The sequence below is a fragment of the Klebsiella sp. ME-303 genome, from assembly GCF_007910085.1.
GTDB lineage: Bacteria > Pseudomonadota > Gammaproteobacteria > Enterobacterales > Enterobacteriaceae > Klebsiella > Klebsiella michiganensis.
Window position 1 is genome coordinate 104,867 of sequence record NZ_VOJB01000074.1, and the last position, 15,614, is coordinate 120,480.

A 15,614-nucleotide genomic window follows, 5' to 3' on the forward strand; every position below is an offset into this window, starting at 1 on the left:
GGACAAGGCGCCCCTGGCGCCGCCTCCGGGATGCAGCGCGCTACGCTGCTTCCGCACCACCGGAGGGGAAATCGGGCTGCCTGGCCGGAGGCAACGAGTATACGCGAAGAGCGCCGCGGAGTGGCGCCCTGTCGCATAATTCAGCCTAATCCGCTACCAGTCGGCATAAGGAACCAACGGCTGCGGCGGCATATCCATATCGCCCTGCCAGCCGGAAGCCGAATAGCGAACGTACAGCAGCGCATGGCTCGGGGTGTAATCCTTCGCCTGCTGGATATCCACCGCCGCCCCGACAAACCAGTTGCTGGTCACCCGTCGTTCAATCAGCGCCCGTGCGGTATAGCCGACGCCAGAACTGCTGCTGCCTTCTTCCGTGAGCTGGCTGGCATCATGACGATACTGCGAAGGAATCAAATTGAGCAGCGGATAGCGCGCCTCGGTTTTGGTGCGCGAGTGGGACCACGATACCGAGCCCCCCAGCTCCCATGACCAGTTCGCCGTCCGCTGACGCCAGGTAACCGGCGCCGAGAAGGAGACATATTCCTGCGGACTGTAGTAACCGCCCTGACCCAGCGTATAGCCGCTGAGATCCTTATCGTAGTGCCAGAGCATATTGTTCAGGCCGACGGTGACCCGGCGGTTATCTTCGTTAACCACTTTATAGTAGTAGCCGGTCATCCAGCGCACGCGCCAGTTGTCGGCGACGTTTTTCCCGGTCAACTGGTCGACGCCCAGCGAAGACCAGACGCCGTTGGCCTCGCCTTTATCGTAGCTCAGACTCAGACCGCCGCCGTCGGCGCGCACCCCGCCCCAGGTCTTGCCGGTATGGCCGTCGTTAGGGTTGTCTTTCTGCCCGCCAAAGGCCAGCAGCGAGCTGGAGATGGGGCGTCGATGGAGGTTCACGGTGTAGCCCAGCGGACCAACGTCGCTGCTGTAGCTCAGGCCGCCCACCACATCAACGACGTTAAAGCCCATCGGCGTGGTGCCGATATCGCCGCTCCAGGTATCGTTCTTCCAGCCCACCGCGACGCTGGCGCCGCTATCGCTCTGATGTTTGCTGCCGCCGCTACAGGCGATTTCACCGCAGGTGCCCCAGCTCGGCGAATAGCTGCCGTCGCTGTTCGTCGAAAAACTCCCGGCATCCATATTAACCAGATCGGTACGGAAGAACATTCGCCCGTCGGCCAGCGGCGCATCCACATGCAGCATCGTGGTATGGGCTTTCAGGTCGGAATAGCCGCCGGTACCGCTGGAGCCCCAGTAATCATGTTCGAGGGTGACGTTAAGATCCTGCTGACGATAAAGATCCGCCGCGTCGCTGCGGATCCCGCGCTTCAGCCAGTCATCGCTGCTGTCGTTACGCGTCAGCCGCGTAAACGTGTCGTTATCCTGCGGGCGCTCGCGGGCGACGCCGGAGGCCACCATTGCATCTTTATAGCCTTCCAGCGCCTGCTGCGGCTCGCCGTTCTGCGCCTGGAAACGCGCGGCGTCGCGCAGCACCAGCGCGCTTTCCATTGACGGCGGCCACGCTTTCGCCTGCGGAACGATGCGGGCGAAGGTTTGCTGCGCCTGAGCGCGATCGCCCAACCCGGCCTGCGCCTGGGCGATACGCCGCTGCATATTGATAGAATCGATGTCGTCGCCCTTGAGCTGCGCCACCTGGGCGCGGGCGGCGTTTTTATCGCCATCGGCAAGATACACTTCCGCCAGGCCCAGACGCGCATCGCCGTTGTCAGGCTGCTGCCCCAGCACCCGCTGATATTCAGCAATCGCCGTCTGGCTGTCGCCGCGCTGCTGCGCCCAGTCCGCCAGCGTGAGCGCGTAGCGCACCGACGTCGGCTGCTGGTTAATCAGGGCGATCGCCCGGGCTTCCTGGCCGCTATCGCGCAGCTGATTCGCCTGGCGCAACACGTTATCGCTTTGCAGGCGCGCCTCCAGCTCGCGAATATTGTCCGTCCACTGCCCGCGCGGCAGGGCGTTAATCTGCGCCAGCGCCATCTCATCCTGATTATTCCCGGATAGGTAGAGGCCGTAGGCGTAAACCCGGTCGGCATCGCCGGGCTGGCGGTTGACCATCGCGCGCATGATGGCATCGGCTTCGCTGCGGCTGCCCGCGCTGACCAGATCCCGCGACAGGCGGTAGGCGATCCACACGCTATCCGGATCCAGCGCCAGCCGTCTGCGCTGCACTTCCGCCGCCTGCGCCCAGTTGCCCTGGCTCTCCAGCGCTTCGGCCTGTTTCTCCAGCCGATCGTTCGTCAGGCTGCGTTCGATATCATCAATACTGCGCCGCTGGCCCGGCGACAGGCTGGCGATGTACGCGCTGGCTTTTTCCGGCGATTCGGCGCGATACAGATTCGCCAGACCGCGCACCGCCAGGCTGTTGCTGCGATCCATTCGCAGCGCGCGCTGGTAGTAGCGCTCCGCCGCCGCGTTTTCTTTACGCGCCGCCGCCACGTCCCCCAGCCCCAGCACCGCATAGCTGTCGGTATTGTCTATGCGCTGCGCCTGGGCGTAATGATTTTGCGCCTGCGCCAGCTGGCCGCTTTTGAGGGCGCTATCGCCCTGCTTAATCAGCAGCCAGTAGCGGTTAGTCTTGAGCAGGCTGTCCCACTTATCGCGGCTCGGGCTATCCGGGTCCATTTTGATGGCTTTACTCAACTGGGCAACCGCCCGCGCCCGATCGCCGCGCTGGGAGTACGCCTGCCCCAATGCGCCAACCGCGTCGCTGTCTTTGGCATCCGCCCGCACAGCCTGCTGCAAATCGGCCACGGCCACCGAACCTTTCCCGGCCTTCACCGCCGCCAGCCCCTCCGCGCGATCGCGGAACGTCGGGTCTTTTAGCTGCGTCTGCTGCTGAGCGAGCAGGACGCGGGCATTCGCCGAGGTGGAACCGGTGGGAAACTGCATGAGAAAGCGCTGCAGCGCCTGCACGCTGGCCCGGCTGACCGGCATACTTTTCACTTCGTTAAACCAGATGTCCGCCGCGATACCGCGCCCCGCCGCCGAGCGGGACATCTGCTCCAGATAAGCAAATCCCTCTTCCGGCTTATTATCGCCAAACATCTGTTTCGCCAGCGCCGTTTGCAGCGGGACGTTGCCCGGCAAGCGGGCGTTGAGTTTTTTCAGCTGATTGATGCCTTCGTTATGACGGGCGGGCAGCCGCGCCACCAGCGTCCAGTACTCAATCGCCGCGTCATCATCATCAGGAACGCCGTTAAACAGCTTCTCGTAAGCGGCGATGGCCTCATCAACCTTCCCGGCCACGCCCAGCAGACGAGCCTGCTGCAGCTCCTGGCGACCATCGCCGGTGCTGCTTTTCATTTCGTCACGCGAGGCTTTCAGCTCGGGCGATTCCGGCGCCAGCTTCGCCAGACGCTCCAGCTGCTGCTTCGCGCCGGCGGTATCGCCCTGGCGGAGAAGATAGCGCATCCGCGCGGCAACAACGTCCGGGTTATTCGGGTCGATCAATTCCAGGCGATAGAGCGACTGGCGCACCAAATCCTCACGTTTGCTGGCCTCGCCGAGGCGGACCTGCTCCAGTAGATGTTCCTGAACAGGCGTAGTCGCGGCGTGCGCCAGCGGCATCAGCGCGACGCCTAAGGAGAGGGTGAATAAGCTTAGTGAGAACTTGTGCATTCCTGGTTCCAGTCAGGCCGTAATTCGCCACCGGCGGTGAAGCGAAAACGGTGTTGATCCCATCCCTGGCCGAAAAGGGTCAGGACCGCGCTGTAGTAAGCATCCGCGCCGGGATAGTTATCGGCGACGCGCTGGCGCTGAATGGCGCGCGCATCTTCCTTCTGCAAGAAAGGCAGTAGCGCAGCGGAGAAGCCAACCGGACCGTTGCCGGTAGTTTTACCGGTCGCGATGTTGGTTTTTTCCGGCGGCACGCCCTGGTCAATCGTCCGGGTCGCCATCGGTTTAAAACGCGCCAACAGGCGAGCTTTTTGCTTATCGCCGTCATCGAGCATACCGACCCACAGATAGACGCGAATGGCGTCATAGCTGCCGATAATGGGTTTATCCGCTTTCAGCTGCCAGCCTTTGCTTTTTTCGTAACGCACCCAGTCAGGCGAAAAACCTTTCGGCGCGGTTTCCAGCAGCAGATGCAGATTGCCGTCGCGTATCTTCGGCCAGGGAGCGCCAAACGCGGCAAAGTAGGTCGCCAGCTGCGGCGGCAGATAGCTGGGATTAAAACGCCAGCCGCGGTCATCGACGAAGCCAACTCTCCCCGGCAGAATCATCGGCCCCAGCCCCGGTACGGTGGCGACCTCTTCGTCGGCAATGCGCGCCAGCAGCGCCTTGCCTACCTCGGTGTACTGAGGTGTGTCCCACAGACGTCCGGCCTCCAGCAGCGCCCAGGCTATCCACAAATCGGAGTCCGAGGCTGAATTGTTGTCCAGCACCGTCCACTCGTCATCGCTCTTTTTCCCCCACAGCCAGCCCGGGAGATGCGCGCGCAAATCGCCCTCGGCAAGGTTGTTTTGCGTCCACTCGAACAGCTTGCGGAAGCCGTCGCGATCGTTAGCCGCCAGAGCAAAGAACAGCCCGTAGCTTTGCCCTTCCGAGGTGGTGATTTTTCGCGCATCGCTGGGGTCGATAATTCGCCCTTCGGCGCTGACATACTCTTTTTTAAACTGCTCCCAGGCCGGCCACTGGCAGGCGGCGCTCACCTGCGCCGCCGCCAGCATCAATACCGATAACACCACACCGCGCACCGCGTTCATCATCAATTACTCATCATCAAGGTCGAGGCGACGGCGGCTGATAATACGCAGCATGCGCCATAGCACCCATGCCAGCAGAACAATGCTGACCGCCGCCAGAATCGCCAACAGCACCGGATGGCTGGAGAGCGCAAACCAGATACGTTCGAACCACGGAAGGTGCCCGATATAGTAAATATCGCCCACCCTCAGGCTGTTGACGCCCGACTCACGAATCACCGCAACGGAACCAAACATCGCCGCGCGTTTACCGCTGTCGTTAAGCGCCTGGGTCAGCAGTTCGTTACCGCGCGGGCTGTCGGCCAGCAGCGCCACGACGCTGCGCTGATCGTTGTACGGCGACTGGAAGCCAATAATCGCCGCCATCGGCCCGGTCGACGTGACGTCGGTGCGGGTATTCGGCGTTCTGGCCTCGGTATCAGGATAGATGCTGGCCAGATCGTAGTGGCGCATCGGCGTTTTCACCCAGCTTTTGGTCGCTTCAACCAGCAGGTTGATTTTCGTGTCGTCCTTCAGCGCCTGCGGAATGGAGCCAATCAGCAGCAGGTCGGCGTCTTTGTCCTTAATCTGGCTGCCGTCGTCGGTCATGCGCAGGTTAATGGCCGCCAGGCCGGTTTGCGCGCCAATGCCGCCGGCCGTCTCCAGCAGCGTGGCAACCTGGCCCTCGGTCGGCGATTTGGGCACCACGACCAGGGTATCGGCGAGATCGGCCATCCGGCTGTACGGGAAGCCCGCGTTAGCAAATACGCGCAGATCCGGCATCGCCATAAAGTGATAGTACTTCGAGAAATCGATGGTCGAGTCGTCGCCTATCACCACGTGGTTCTGCACCGGCTGGAAGGTAATACAGTTATCGATAGAACCGCCCGGCATCGGGTTCATATACTGGAAGTCGAAGCGCAGCTGATTCATGGCGCCGAGGCGCAATGCCGGGATCGTCACTTCCGTTTTGCCGTCCAGCAGCCCCTGCAGCACCGGCAGGCGTAGTAACAGCTTATTCACATCCTGCGAGCTGTTGAGGCTGAAGGACTGTAAGAACCGATCGTTAAGGCTGATATCCATGCGCGAGCTGTCCTTGATAGGCGGCATGGTGTAGCGATAGTTCAGGTTCATATCGATGCCGTTGGCGCGCAGCAGGTAGAGGTCCGGCGGCAGGTTCAGCGCCACGTTGATGGAATCCGGCACCAGGCCGCTGGATTGCAGCTGCTGTTCGTAGGTTTTCAGCTCGGCAAAGGTCACCGCCCGATCGGTACGCACCCAGTTCGGCGCATCGTAGGGTTTACGCGCCTGCAGCTGTTTGACATCGTCAACCGTCACGCTGCTGCCGCGGAACAGAATATTGCCCTGGGCTATCCCCTTCGCCGCCTGCAGCAGGTCTTTGTCATCCCGCCCGAAGACCACCAGCAGCTTGACGTACGGATTATCCGGGTGGTCGATCATTTCAATCGTCGGCGCCTTAACCGGCGGATGCTCGCGCAGGAAGTCAGGGCGCTTATCGTTGGTCGCAAACACAATGGCGTTACGGTCCGGCAGTTGGTTGAACTGCACCGGGAACTGCTGGCCGCGCCAGCCCGCCTTGCTGCCGAACCAGGAGGCGACGATGGCCGCCGCCTGCTGCTGCAGGACACCCGGCGCGGAGGCAAAGACCATCGGTAGCGTCAGCTGGCGGTTATCGCGCGAATCGTAGAACGGTACCGGGAAATGCGAAAGATCGTTGCGCACGTTCAGCGACTGGTAGGTTAAATCCAGATAGCTTTCGCGACCGACGTCCAGCCACAAGGTGCTGCTGGCCGGGTTTTCACAGACATCGCGATAGTGGCCGACAAACTCAAGGCGCACGCGGTTAAAGTCGGTGATATAGAGCGGATCGATAGGGATCTGCGCGCTGACTTTTTTACCCAACTGCTCTTTAGTGACCGGCAGCACGCCCATCAGCTCATCGTTAAGATAAACCTTCAGCTGCGACTGCACCGGCAGCAGCGACGGAGAGGGCGTGTAGTCGAGATTCAGCAGCGCTTTTGCCACCACTTCATCGCTGCGCATACCGAACTCTACCGACCCCTCAGGGCGCGCGCCGCGCAGCACCATGCTGCCCGGCGGCGGGGCGATTTTGGCGAAGGTCAGCTTCACGTCGCGGGTCGGAGCGTTATCCAGCACCACCACCGGCGCTGCCGGATCGGCAAGCGTCGCCGTGGGCTGGCTGTCCGCCACCGTACCCGCGATACCGGGGACCATCGTCGTCGGCCCGGCCTGAGTCGCCGCCGCCGTCGGTTCCGCATACGAAGCGAAGGGAGACCATCCGCTAATACCCACCGCTACTGCACAAATCAAAGAGAGTTTTCTGTTCATCAATATGCCCCCAGGATCCCCCCACCTATGGAGGTGAGAGAGGAGTGGAGGCGGTTTTCGTGCATGAATACTGTATATTTGATCACTATCAATAACCCTCGCATAATTGTGCGTATCTTGCGAAACCATGAAACGCGCATATAAATTTCGATTCTATCCAACGCCCGAGCAGGCTGAGCTTCTGGCCAGGACGTTCGGCTGTGTGCGTTTCGTCTACAATTCAATCCTTCGCTGGCGCATTGATGCCTACAACGAACGGAAGGAGAAAATGGGCTACGTCCAGGCCAGCGCCCGGTTAACGGCCCTAAAAAAAGAGCCGGAATTTGCCTGGCTCAATGATGTTTCCTGCGTGCCGCTACAGCAGTCGCTGCGCCACCAACAGACCGCCTTTACTAACTTTTTCGCCGGGCGTGCCGCATACCCGGCATTCAAAAGTAAGCGCCATAAACAAGCCGCTGAATTGACCGCCAGCGCATTCAAATATCGCAATGGCAAGCTGTATATGGCAAAGAGTAAAGCGCCTTTAGACGTGCGCTGGAGCCGTGAATTGCCGTCTACTCCATCTACCGTCACCCTTTCCAGAGACGTCGCCGGGCGATATTTCGTCTCCTGTCTCTGCGAGCTTGAGCCCGTATCACTGCCGATCACCGCTAAAACGGTCGGAATTGATGTGGGTTTAAAAGATTTGTTCGTCACTGATACCGGATTTAAATCCGGCAATCCCCGCCATACTGCTAAATACGCGGCCCGCCTGGCGCAGCTCCAGCGCCGTTTAAGCAAAAAAGCCAGAGGCTCAAAGAACCGTGCCAAAGCCCGCTTAAAGGTGGCCCGACTCCACGCGAAAATAGCCGATTGCCGTCTGGATGCCCTGCACAAAGCATCCCGCAAACTGATAAACGAGAACCAAGTTGTTTGCGTCGAATCTCTGAAGGTGAAGAACATGCTCCGCAACCCGTCGTTGTCCAAAGCGATAGCAGACGCAGGCTGGGGTGAATTCACGCGCCAGCTCCGGTACAAAGGCGAATGGGCCGGGCGTTCAGTGGTCGCAATCGACCGGTTTTTCCCGTCTTCAAAACGCTGTAGCTGTTGCGGTTTCACCATGAAAAAGATGCCTCTGGATGTTCGTAAATGGTCCTGCCCGAAATGCGGGGCAGACCATGATCGCGACATTAACGCGGCCCGTAATATCAAAGCGGCAGGGCTTGCCGTGTTAGCTTGTGGAGTGGCTGTAAATCCTTAACCCCCCTGGGGCTAAGGTCACCACCGTGAAGCAAGAATCCCGCTCCTGAGTCGAGTCAACGCAAAGGTGGGGGAATACGTCAACATTGTTGAGCCATCGCCGGTTCTGCCGAGAGTGTCGCCGCTGCGCGTTCCGGACGGCGCGGAATAAACGAGACAAACCAGGCCACCAGCATGGTGAGCGAGCGGAAAATAACCTTCACCGACGGCGGAGAAAACTCCGCCAGGTGACGATATCCACGGAACCCCAGCTTCAGGATATCCAGCAGGCTTTCCATCGGCTTATCTTCCGGGAAGCTATCCTGCCAAAGCGCCCACGTATCTGCGCGGGCAAACGTACACTGTACAAAATCAATATGCTGTTGATTGCTTAACGGCAGCAGCTGTAGCCCGACCTCGCTGCCGTTGACCCGCGCGACCCGCACCGGGAAGGCGTACTCCTGCTGCCCGCGTTTCAGCAACAGCTTGACGTGCTGGCTTTCCAGCACCTGCGCCTCGCCGTGAATCTTGACCCCAAGGCCCCCGTCTGAGTAATCATGGACGGTACAGGAGAACAGGTGCCCGTCATCGCGGGCAATCGCCGCCGGCATCGACATCTCCACGCGGTGCGATCGCCGCACCTGCTTGCTTTCAACCGAGACCGCCACCGCGCCGCCGAGAATAATCAGGTTATAGAACACCCAGATAATGCTCACCCAGACGGTCAGGATTTCGTTTTCCGGGCCGTACATAAAGCGCCAGATCCCCACCCCGACGCCGACCAGGTTCAGCAGCACGAGGTAGATATAGGGACGAGAGATCACCCAGTCGACGTACTCGTCCTCCACCAGTCCGCCTTTTGCCGTCACGTTGAATTTGCCCTTATGCGGGTTAATCAACGCGACAAAGGTCGGCGGCGCGATATACCACGCCAGCACCGTTTCATAGATCTCGCTCCAGAAAGAGTGGCGGTATTTGCCCTGAATCTTCGAGTTGGTCAGGCTGGCGTGAATCATATGCGGTAGCACGAACAGGGCGATCATCAGCGCTGGCGCATAGATGATATAGGCGTGCAGCAGCAGAAACGCCAGCGGCGCGGTCAGGAAGATCAGCCGCGGAATACCGGATAGAAAGTGCAGCATCGCGTTGACGTAGCAGATGCGCTGCGCCAGCTTCAGCCCTTTGCCAAACAAGGGGTTATCAAGGCGGAAAATTTGTACCATCCCGCGGGCCCAGCGGATGCGCTGGCCAATATGCGCCGACAGGCTCTCCGTCGCCAGACCGGCCGCCTGCGGGATACGCATGTAGGCTGAAGTGTGCCCGCGACGGTGCAGGCGCAGAGAAGTGTGGGCATCTTCAGTCACCGTTTCCACGGCAATGCCGCCGATTTCATCCAGCGGGCCGCGGCGGATCACCGCGCAGGAGCCGCAGAAGAAGGTCGCGTCCCACATGTCGTTCCCGTCCTGCACCAGGCCATAAAACAGCGTGCCTTCGTTCGGCGTTTTGCGGAATCGTCCCAGGTTGCGCTCAAACGGGTCCGGGGAGAAGAAGTGGTGCGGCGTCTGCATCATCGCCAACTCTTTCTCTTTCAGGAACCAGCCCATGGTCATCTGCAGGAACGAGCGGGTCGGCACGTGGTCGCAGTCAAAAATCGACACGAACTCGCCCTTGGCGTACTTCAGGGCGTTGTTGATATTCCCGGCTTTCGCGTGTTCATGGGTGGTGCGCGCGATGTAGTGCACCCCGACGTCTTTGGCGAACTGGCGGAACTCTTCGCGCCCGCCGTCGTCGAGGATCCAGATATTGAGCTTGTCCTTCGGCCAGTCGATCCCCTGGGAAGCGTAAATGGTGTTTTTCACCACGTTGAGGTCTTCGTTGTAGGTCGGCACGAAAATATCGACCGTCGGCCACTGCGCCATATCCTCCGGCAGCGGGACCGGCTGACGGTTCAGCGGCCAGACGACCTGGAAATACCCCAGCACCAGCACCACCCAGGCGTAGGTTTCGGCGAACAGCAGAATTATCCCGCACACGAGGCTCACGGGATCATCCCAGTTGAGCGTCGAGGTGTAGCGCCACCAGATGTAGCGGCAGGAGACGGTCAGCGACAGCACGATCAGCATCAGGGCCGAAAAGCGTCCCGGAATGCGGCGCACCAGCAGCGCCACGCCCCACAGCAGCAGCAGGAAAATAAACTGCGAGAGCGGATTAAACGGCTGGGTAATACAGAGCAGCGCGAGGATTAGCGAGAAAAAGGTTATCGTGCCCAGAATAAGCCGCCGCAGCTTTGGCGACAGGTGAGCCAGCTCTTTATGTTTATCCAGGTGACCGGTGCGGGCGTTAACCTTTTCCGGCAGCTTTTCCAGCCACTGGGCATAGCGCCCCTGGACGCCCTCCAGCGCCGCCAGCGAACGCCAGTTGATCTTTTTATCCGGCTCCGGCACCCGCGTCGCCAGCAGCCACACGCACTGCAGCAGGTAGCGAATCGGGTCCAGCGGGCGCGGCCGATGCGGATTAATATGCGGGAAAAACTCGCCGTGACGTTCGCGAATAGCCTGCCAGCGAGGCGTTTCCAGCGGCATAAACGCCCATGCCAGAGATGCCCACAGGCAGCCCAGCGCGGCCCACAGCCACGACGCGCCGTGCTGGCGATAGTCGCGATAGCGCTCGTTCAGCCGTTTCCCGACCGGCGGCGCCAGCAGTAGGGTGCTCAGGCGAATCATTCCGCCCCCTTCCCGGCGTAGTGCAGCAGACACCAGTTGGCCAGCGTCAGTATCTCCTCCGCCGCCAGAGAGTCCTGCCGGTACTCGCCGAGCGGCTGCTTCGCCGCCAGACACTCCGCCATCGCCTCATCACGATGGATGGTCACCGGCAGAATGCGGCGCTGGCTCTCCAGCCACAGCTGATACAAATCCTCCTGCAGCTGGCTGCCGACGCGCAGATCGTTAATCAAAATATCGCTATTGACCGGCAGCGCCTGCTGATGCAGGCGAATATGGCTGTTGCCGTCCGGATGCACGATGACCAGCGTGCGGTCGCAGACGTCAATGAGGGAGCGGGTCAGCGGCGAGTAACCGTCCGGCAGGTCAATCAGCAGCCAGCGGTGATCGCCCTGCTGATGGAGCTTCTGCACCATCCCGGCCATCGGCGCCAGCGTCGGCTGAAGCTGGTCAATGTTCGCGCGCTCGCCCGGCGTCAGCTGACCAAAGGGCAAAAGATCGATATGCGAGGTGTAGCGCAAACCGGCGTCGCGCCAGTCGCTGCCGTCGATCGTGGCGCGCGCCCAGCCCGCTTTGTGGCTGAAATCGACGTTGAAAAAAAAGCGCAACATGTTGTCCGGGCTGGTGTCCACCACCAGTACGGTTTCACCGAGTAATTGCAGCGCCCAGGCCAGCGCAGCGGTAATCGACGTGGTGCCGGTACCGCCGCGCACGCCCTGTAATCCCAGAATCGCCATCGACGGCTTCCTTACTTTTTCTCTGCTAATTCAGCCAGTAATGGCCAGCGTTTTAGCGCCGCGGTTAACTGCTCGCGTCGGGAAATATCGTGGTAGTGAATATCAGGCAGGGAAAATGCCCGGCTTAACGCCAGGAAATCATTTTGAAACGTGTAGCCCAAAGTCGCATCGGTGGGTACAGCAGGCTCTTTTGCTGGCATTTCTCTGTCCGTTGGAAAATACAATAAATTAAACCGAGAGGCGTAAGATCATCCTTAAAATATGTTTACATGCTAAAACTGATGTCCTTTAATTTCAATGTTAGGTTTACTCTGACGCTTTCGCTAGTAAACTAATCAAGTGTAAATCAAGTCTCACGAGGGACGCCGTGGATATCGTATATTCTTTGGGTATTTCATCATTATGGGACGAAGTACGTCATATGCCCGTGGGTGGAGTATGGTGGCTGAATGTCGACCGCTATGCCGACGCGGTAAGCCTGCTCAACCATACGCTGGCTGCCCAGGATAAACAGAGCCAGGTTGCGGCGATAGTCATGGGTGATAACCCAAATAAAATCATTGAACTAGAGAAAAATCGCGGGCCAGAAAAGATCGCGTTATTTAGCATGCCGAACCGTGCTGAGGGGCTGCAAGAAATGCACCGCGATTTAGTTTGTTCCCTCGAACCTGGCAATTATTTGTTTATTCTGCTATGCGCTGAAAATGCCTGGCAGAATATAAAAAGCGATGATTTATGCAATTGGGTTGAGAAATCGTATCGATGGACTAATTATCATCGTTGTTCATTACTAGTACTTAATTCCGGGCACGATATCGATAAGCAACTTTCCCCTTTATTACGCGAGTACCGCTCGCTTTCCGGTCTGGCAAGTATTCGTTACCAGGGGGATAACCACCTGTTCGATATCGCCTGGTGGGGGAGTGAAAAAGGCATCAGCGCCCGGCAGCAGCTCATTGTTCTTCAGGATGAAAACGGCTGGCGGCTGGCGCAGGATGAAGAAACGGTGGTGCAACCGCGCAGCGACGAAAAAGTCATTCTTAGCAATCTGCGCGTACTGGAAGGTGCCCCCGCGCTATCCGAATACTGGACGCTGTTCGATACCAACGACGCCGTTTTCAACGCCGGGAGGATGGCGCAGGCGGCAACGCTGATCTTCTCCATTACCCAGAACGAACAGATTGAACAGCTGGGACGCTACATCCATACCCTGCGCCGCCAGCGCGGCAGTGCGTTAAAAATCGTCGTCCGCGAACAAACGCCGAGCCTGCGCGCCACCGATGAACGCCTGCTGCTGAGCAGCGGCGCCAATATGGTTATTCCCAGCGGCGCGCCGTTATCCCGCTGCCTCACGCTTATAGAAAGCGTTCAGAAACAGCAGTTTACTCGCCATATTCCGGAAGATTTTAATACTCTGCTGACCTGGAGCCAGCCGCTAAAACTGCGCGGCTATCAGAAATGGGGGGACTTCTGCGAAGCGGTGCACAATATTATGGCCAACACCATGCTGCCCGCCGATGGCAAAGGGGTGATGGTGGCGCTGCGCCCGGCGCCCGGCCTGCGCGTAGAGCAGGCGCTGACGCTGTGTAAGCCCAACCGTATGGGCGACATTATGACCATCGGCAACAATCGCCTGGTGCTGTTTCTGTCATTTTGCCGGGTGAACGACCTGGATACCGCCTTAAACCATATTTTCCCTTTACCAACCGGCGATATTTTTTCTAACCGTATGATTTGGTTTGAAGATAAGCAAATAACGGCTGAAATCATGCAGATGCGCGGGATTCTGCCGGAGAACTGGAACACGCCGCTGCCCATTTCGCTTGGCAAAAATGAAACCATCAACGCCACCCATGACGGGCGAAGCTGGCGGCGCAACCCCGAGGCGCACCGTCTGTCCATTGATGGGGAGCCAACCTTATGATGTCTATCGCCGATATTATTCAGCTGGTCGTCCTGTGCGCCCTGCTGTTCTTCCCGCTGGGATACCTGACGCGCCACTACCAGCGGCGTATTCGCACCACATTAAGACTGATGTTCTTTAAACCCCGTTATGTCAAACCGGCTGGCGTGCTGCGCCGGGAAGCGACATCCAGGCAAGGCAAATCAACGAAATGACCAAACCCAAAACACCCACCGCGTCGCTTCCGCTCTGGCGGTACTGGCGAGGCTTATCTGGCTGGAACTTCTACTTTCTGGTGAAGTTCGCATTGCTATGGGGCGGATACCTCAATTTTCATCCCATGTTAAACCTGGTGTTTCTGGCCTTCCTGCTGGTGCCAATTCCGCAGTATAAGCTGCACCGCATCCGCCACTGGATAGCAATCCCGCTGGGTTTTATGTTGTTCTGGCACGACACCTGGCTGCCCGGCCCGGAAAGCATTGCCAGCCAGGGCTCGCAGATTGCCGGCTTCAGCGCCGACTATATCTGGGATCTGGTGACCCGCTTTATTAACTGGAATATGGTCGGCGCGTTCTTCGTGCTGCTGGTCCTGTGGCTGTTTATCAGCCAGTGGCTACGAGTGACGGTTTTCGTTTCAGCGATCGTGGTCTGGCTGGTTGTCAGCCCGCTGATGCCCTCTTTCACCCTGTGGCCGGCAGGTCAGCCGACGACCGCGGCGGCGAACACCGCCGTTAATACGGGCGGTGGAACGGCCATCGCGACCAATACTGCACCGGCGAATAACGATATTCCGCCGCAAACCGAGCCGCCGACGTCGGCCAATCTCACCAACTGGCTGAATGCCTTTTACGCTTCCGAGCAAAAACGTAAAACCACTTTCCCGGATGCGCTTCCGGCCGATGCCCAGCCGTTTGATGTGCTGATAATCAACATCTGCTCGCTCTCATGGTCGGATATTGAAGCGGCCGGGCTGATGGATCATCCGCTGTGGAAGCATTTCGACCTGCTGTTCAAAAACTTTAACTCGGCGACCTCTTACAGCGGGCCGGCGGCGGCGCGTCTGCTGCGCGCCAGCTGCGGCCAGCTCTCTCATGCGAACCTTTATCAGCCATCGGGCAGCGAATGCTATCTGTTTGAAAACCTGGCGAAGCTGGGCTTCACGCAGCAGTTGATGCTCGGCCACAACGGTATCTTCGGCGACTTCCTGAAGGAGCTTCGCTCGCTGGGCGGGATCCAGAGCCCGCTGATGGATCAAAGCGGCCTGCCGGTGATTTTGCAGGGTTTTGACGGCTCACCGGTCTATGACGACCAGGCAACGCTGAACCGCTGGCTGCAGACGCTGGATAAGCTGAATACGCCGCGCACGGCGACCTTCTACAACACGCTGCCGCTGCATGACGGTAACCACTATCCGGGCCAGAGCAAAACCGCGGACTATAAAGCCCGTGCGCAGAAGTTCTTCGATGAGCTGGATAATTTCTTCACCGAACTGGAGAAATCGGGGCGTAAGGTGCTGGTCATCGTCGTACCGGAACACGGTGCGGCATTGAAAGGCGACAAAATGCAGGTTTCCGGCCTGCGCGATATTCCCAGCCCATCCATTACCAACGTACCGGCGGCGGTGAAATTCTTCGGCATTAAGGCAAGACACCCCGATGCGCCGATTATCATTAACCAGCCAAGCAGCTACCTGGCGATTTCTGAGCTGGTGGTCCGCGCCCTCGACGGCAAGATGTTTGACGAAAACGACATCAACTGGCAGCAGTATATTGCCAACCTGCCGCAGAGCGCGGCGGTGTCGGAAAACTCCAACGCCATCGTCATTCAATACCAGGGGAAACCGTATGTTCAGCTGAACGGCGGCAGCTGGGTCCCTTATCCGCAATAAACGAAAAAGGCCGCAGGATGTTACCCCTGCGGCCCCGTTCGGGCGCATGCTGCCACTAGGGCAGGCAGATAC

General features: G+C 59.1%; 10 protein-coding genes. 4 read left to right on the forward strand and 6 right to left on the reverse strand.

Features of this window, described 5'->3' with window-relative positions; genetic code table 11:
- Nucleotides 1-153: 153 nt before the first annotated feature.
- The 3 genes from bcsC to bcsB are packed head-to-tail and all read right to left on the reverse strand — an operon-like array spanning nt 154 to nt 7,076.
- The gene (gene bcsC, locus FQK12_RS13555) at nt 154-3,639 is read right to left on the reverse strand and encodes a cellulose synthase complex outer membrane protein BcsC (protein ID WP_014227168.1); all 3,486 of its coding nucleotides are present in this window, start codon (nt 3,637-3,639) and stop codon (nt 154-156) included.
- On the reverse strand, nt 3,621-4,730 hold the full coding sequence (gene bcsZ / locus FQK12_RS13560; RefSeq protein ID WP_038423819.1) for a cellulose synthase complex periplasmic endoglucanase BcsZ: 1,110 nt from the start codon (nt 4,728-4,730) through the stop codon (nt 3,621-3,623). The genes bcsC and bcsZ overlap by 19 nt, the downstream gene beginning before the upstream one ends.
- 3 nt (nt 4,731-4,733) lie before the next feature.
- Nucleotides 4,734-7,076 carry a cellulose biosynthesis cyclic di-GMP-binding regulatory protein BcsB gene (bcsB, locus tag FQK12_RS13565; protein WP_038422947.1) on the reverse strand — a complete coding sequence of 781 codons (2,343 nt, stop codon included), beginning with the start codon at nt 7,074-7,076 and terminating at the stop codon, nt 4,734-4,736.
- Nucleotides 7,077-7,203: 127 nt separating this feature from the next.
- Here bcsB and FQK12_RS13570 point away from each other — a divergent pair, with 127 nt between their 5' ends.
- Entirely contained in the window at nt 7,204-8,316 is a 1,113-nt protein-coding gene (locus FQK12_RS13570) for an RNA-guided endonuclease InsQ/TnpB family protein (RefSeq protein WP_038422945.1), read from the forward strand.
- 79 nt (nt 8,317-8,395) lie between these two features.
- Here FQK12_RS13570 and bcsA read toward each other — a convergent pair whose 3' ends face one another.
- From bcsA to bcsR, 3 genes are read right to left on the reverse strand one after another with little or no spacing between them, the layout of a single operon-like run.
- Nucleotides 8,396-11,017, reverse strand: a complete 2,622-nt coding sequence (bcsA, locus tag FQK12_RS13575; protein ID WP_014227172.1) for a UDP-forming cellulose synthase catalytic subunit — start codon at nt 11,015-11,017, stop codon at nt 8,396-8,398.
- On the reverse strand, nt 11,014-11,751 hold the full coding sequence (bcsQ, locus tag FQK12_RS13580) for a cellulose biosynthesis protein BcsQ (protein ID WP_014227173.1): 738 nt from the start codon (nt 11,749-11,751) through the stop codon (nt 11,014-11,016). Before bcsQ ends, bcsA begins: the two co-directional genes overlap by 4 nt.
- A gap of 11 nt (nt 11,752-11,762) precedes the next feature.
- The gene (gene bcsR, locus FQK12_RS13585; protein ID WP_004855289.1) at nt 11,763-11,951 is read right to left on the reverse strand and encodes a cellulose biosynthesis protein BcsR; all 189 of its coding nucleotides are present in this window, start codon (nt 11,949-11,951) and stop codon (nt 11,763-11,765) included.
- 167 nt (nt 11,952-12,118) lie between these two features.
- Here bcsR and bcsE point away from each other — a divergent pair, with 167 nt between their 5' ends.
- From bcsE to bcsG, 3 genes are read left to right on the forward strand one after another with little or no spacing between them, the layout of a single operon-like run.
- A complete protein-coding gene (gene bcsE / locus FQK12_RS13590; RefSeq protein WP_038422941.1) occupies nt 12,119-13,675 on the forward strand; it encodes a cellulose biosynthesis protein BcsE in 1,557 nt (518 codons plus the stop codon).
- Complete coding sequence (gene bcsF, locus FQK12_RS13595) at nt 13,672-13,869, forward strand: cellulose biosynthesis protein BcsF (protein WP_014227175.1); 198 nt, start codon at nt 13,672-13,674, stop codon at nt 13,867-13,869. The genes bcsE and bcsF overlap by 4 nt, the downstream gene beginning before the upstream one ends.
- Nucleotides 13,866-15,542 (forward strand): cellulose biosynthesis protein BcsG, encoded by a 1,677-nt coding sequence (gene bcsG / locus FQK12_RS13600; protein WP_014227176.1) that lies wholly within the window; start codon nt 13,866-13,868, stop codon nt 15,540-15,542. The genes bcsF and bcsG overlap by 4 nt, the downstream gene beginning before the upstream one ends.
- Nucleotides 15,543-15,614: the final 72 nt, after the last annotated feature.

Bases quoted from the DNA above. Each gene is read 5' to 3' on its own strand.
- bcsC (WP_014227168.1), bottom strand. From the start codon at position 3,639: ATGCACAAGTTCTCACTAAGCTTATTCACCCTCTCCTTAGGCGTCGCG.
- bcsZ (WP_038423819.1), bottom strand. From the start codon at position 4,730: ATGATGAACGCGGTGCGCGGTGTGGTGTTATCGGTATTGATGCTGGCG.
- bcsB (WP_038422947.1), bottom strand. From the start codon at position 7,076: ATGAACAGAAAACTCTCTTTGATTTGTGCAGTAGCGGTGGGTATTAGC.
- FQK12_RS13570 (WP_038422945.1), top strand. From the start codon at position 7,204: ATGAAACGCGCATATAAATTTCGATTCTATCCAACGCCCGAGCAGGCT.
- bcsA (WP_014227172.1), bottom strand. From the start codon at position 11,017: ATGATTCGCCTGAGCACCCTACTGCTGGCGCCGCCGGTCGGGAAACGG.
- bcsQ (WP_014227173.1), bottom strand. From the start codon at position 11,751: ATGGCGATTCTGGGATTACAGGGCGTGCGCGGCGGTACCGGCACCACG.
- bcsR (WP_004855289.1), bottom strand. From the start codon at position 11,951: ATGCCAGCAAAAGAGCCTGCTGTACCCACCGATGCGACTTTGGGCTAC.
- bcsF (WP_014227175.1), top strand. From the start codon at position 13,672: ATGATGTCTATCGCCGATATTATTCAGCTGGTCGTCCTGTGCGCCCTG.
- bcsG (WP_014227176.1), top strand. From the start codon at position 13,866: ATGACCAAACCCAAAACACCCACCGCGTCGCTTCCGCTCTGGCGGTAC.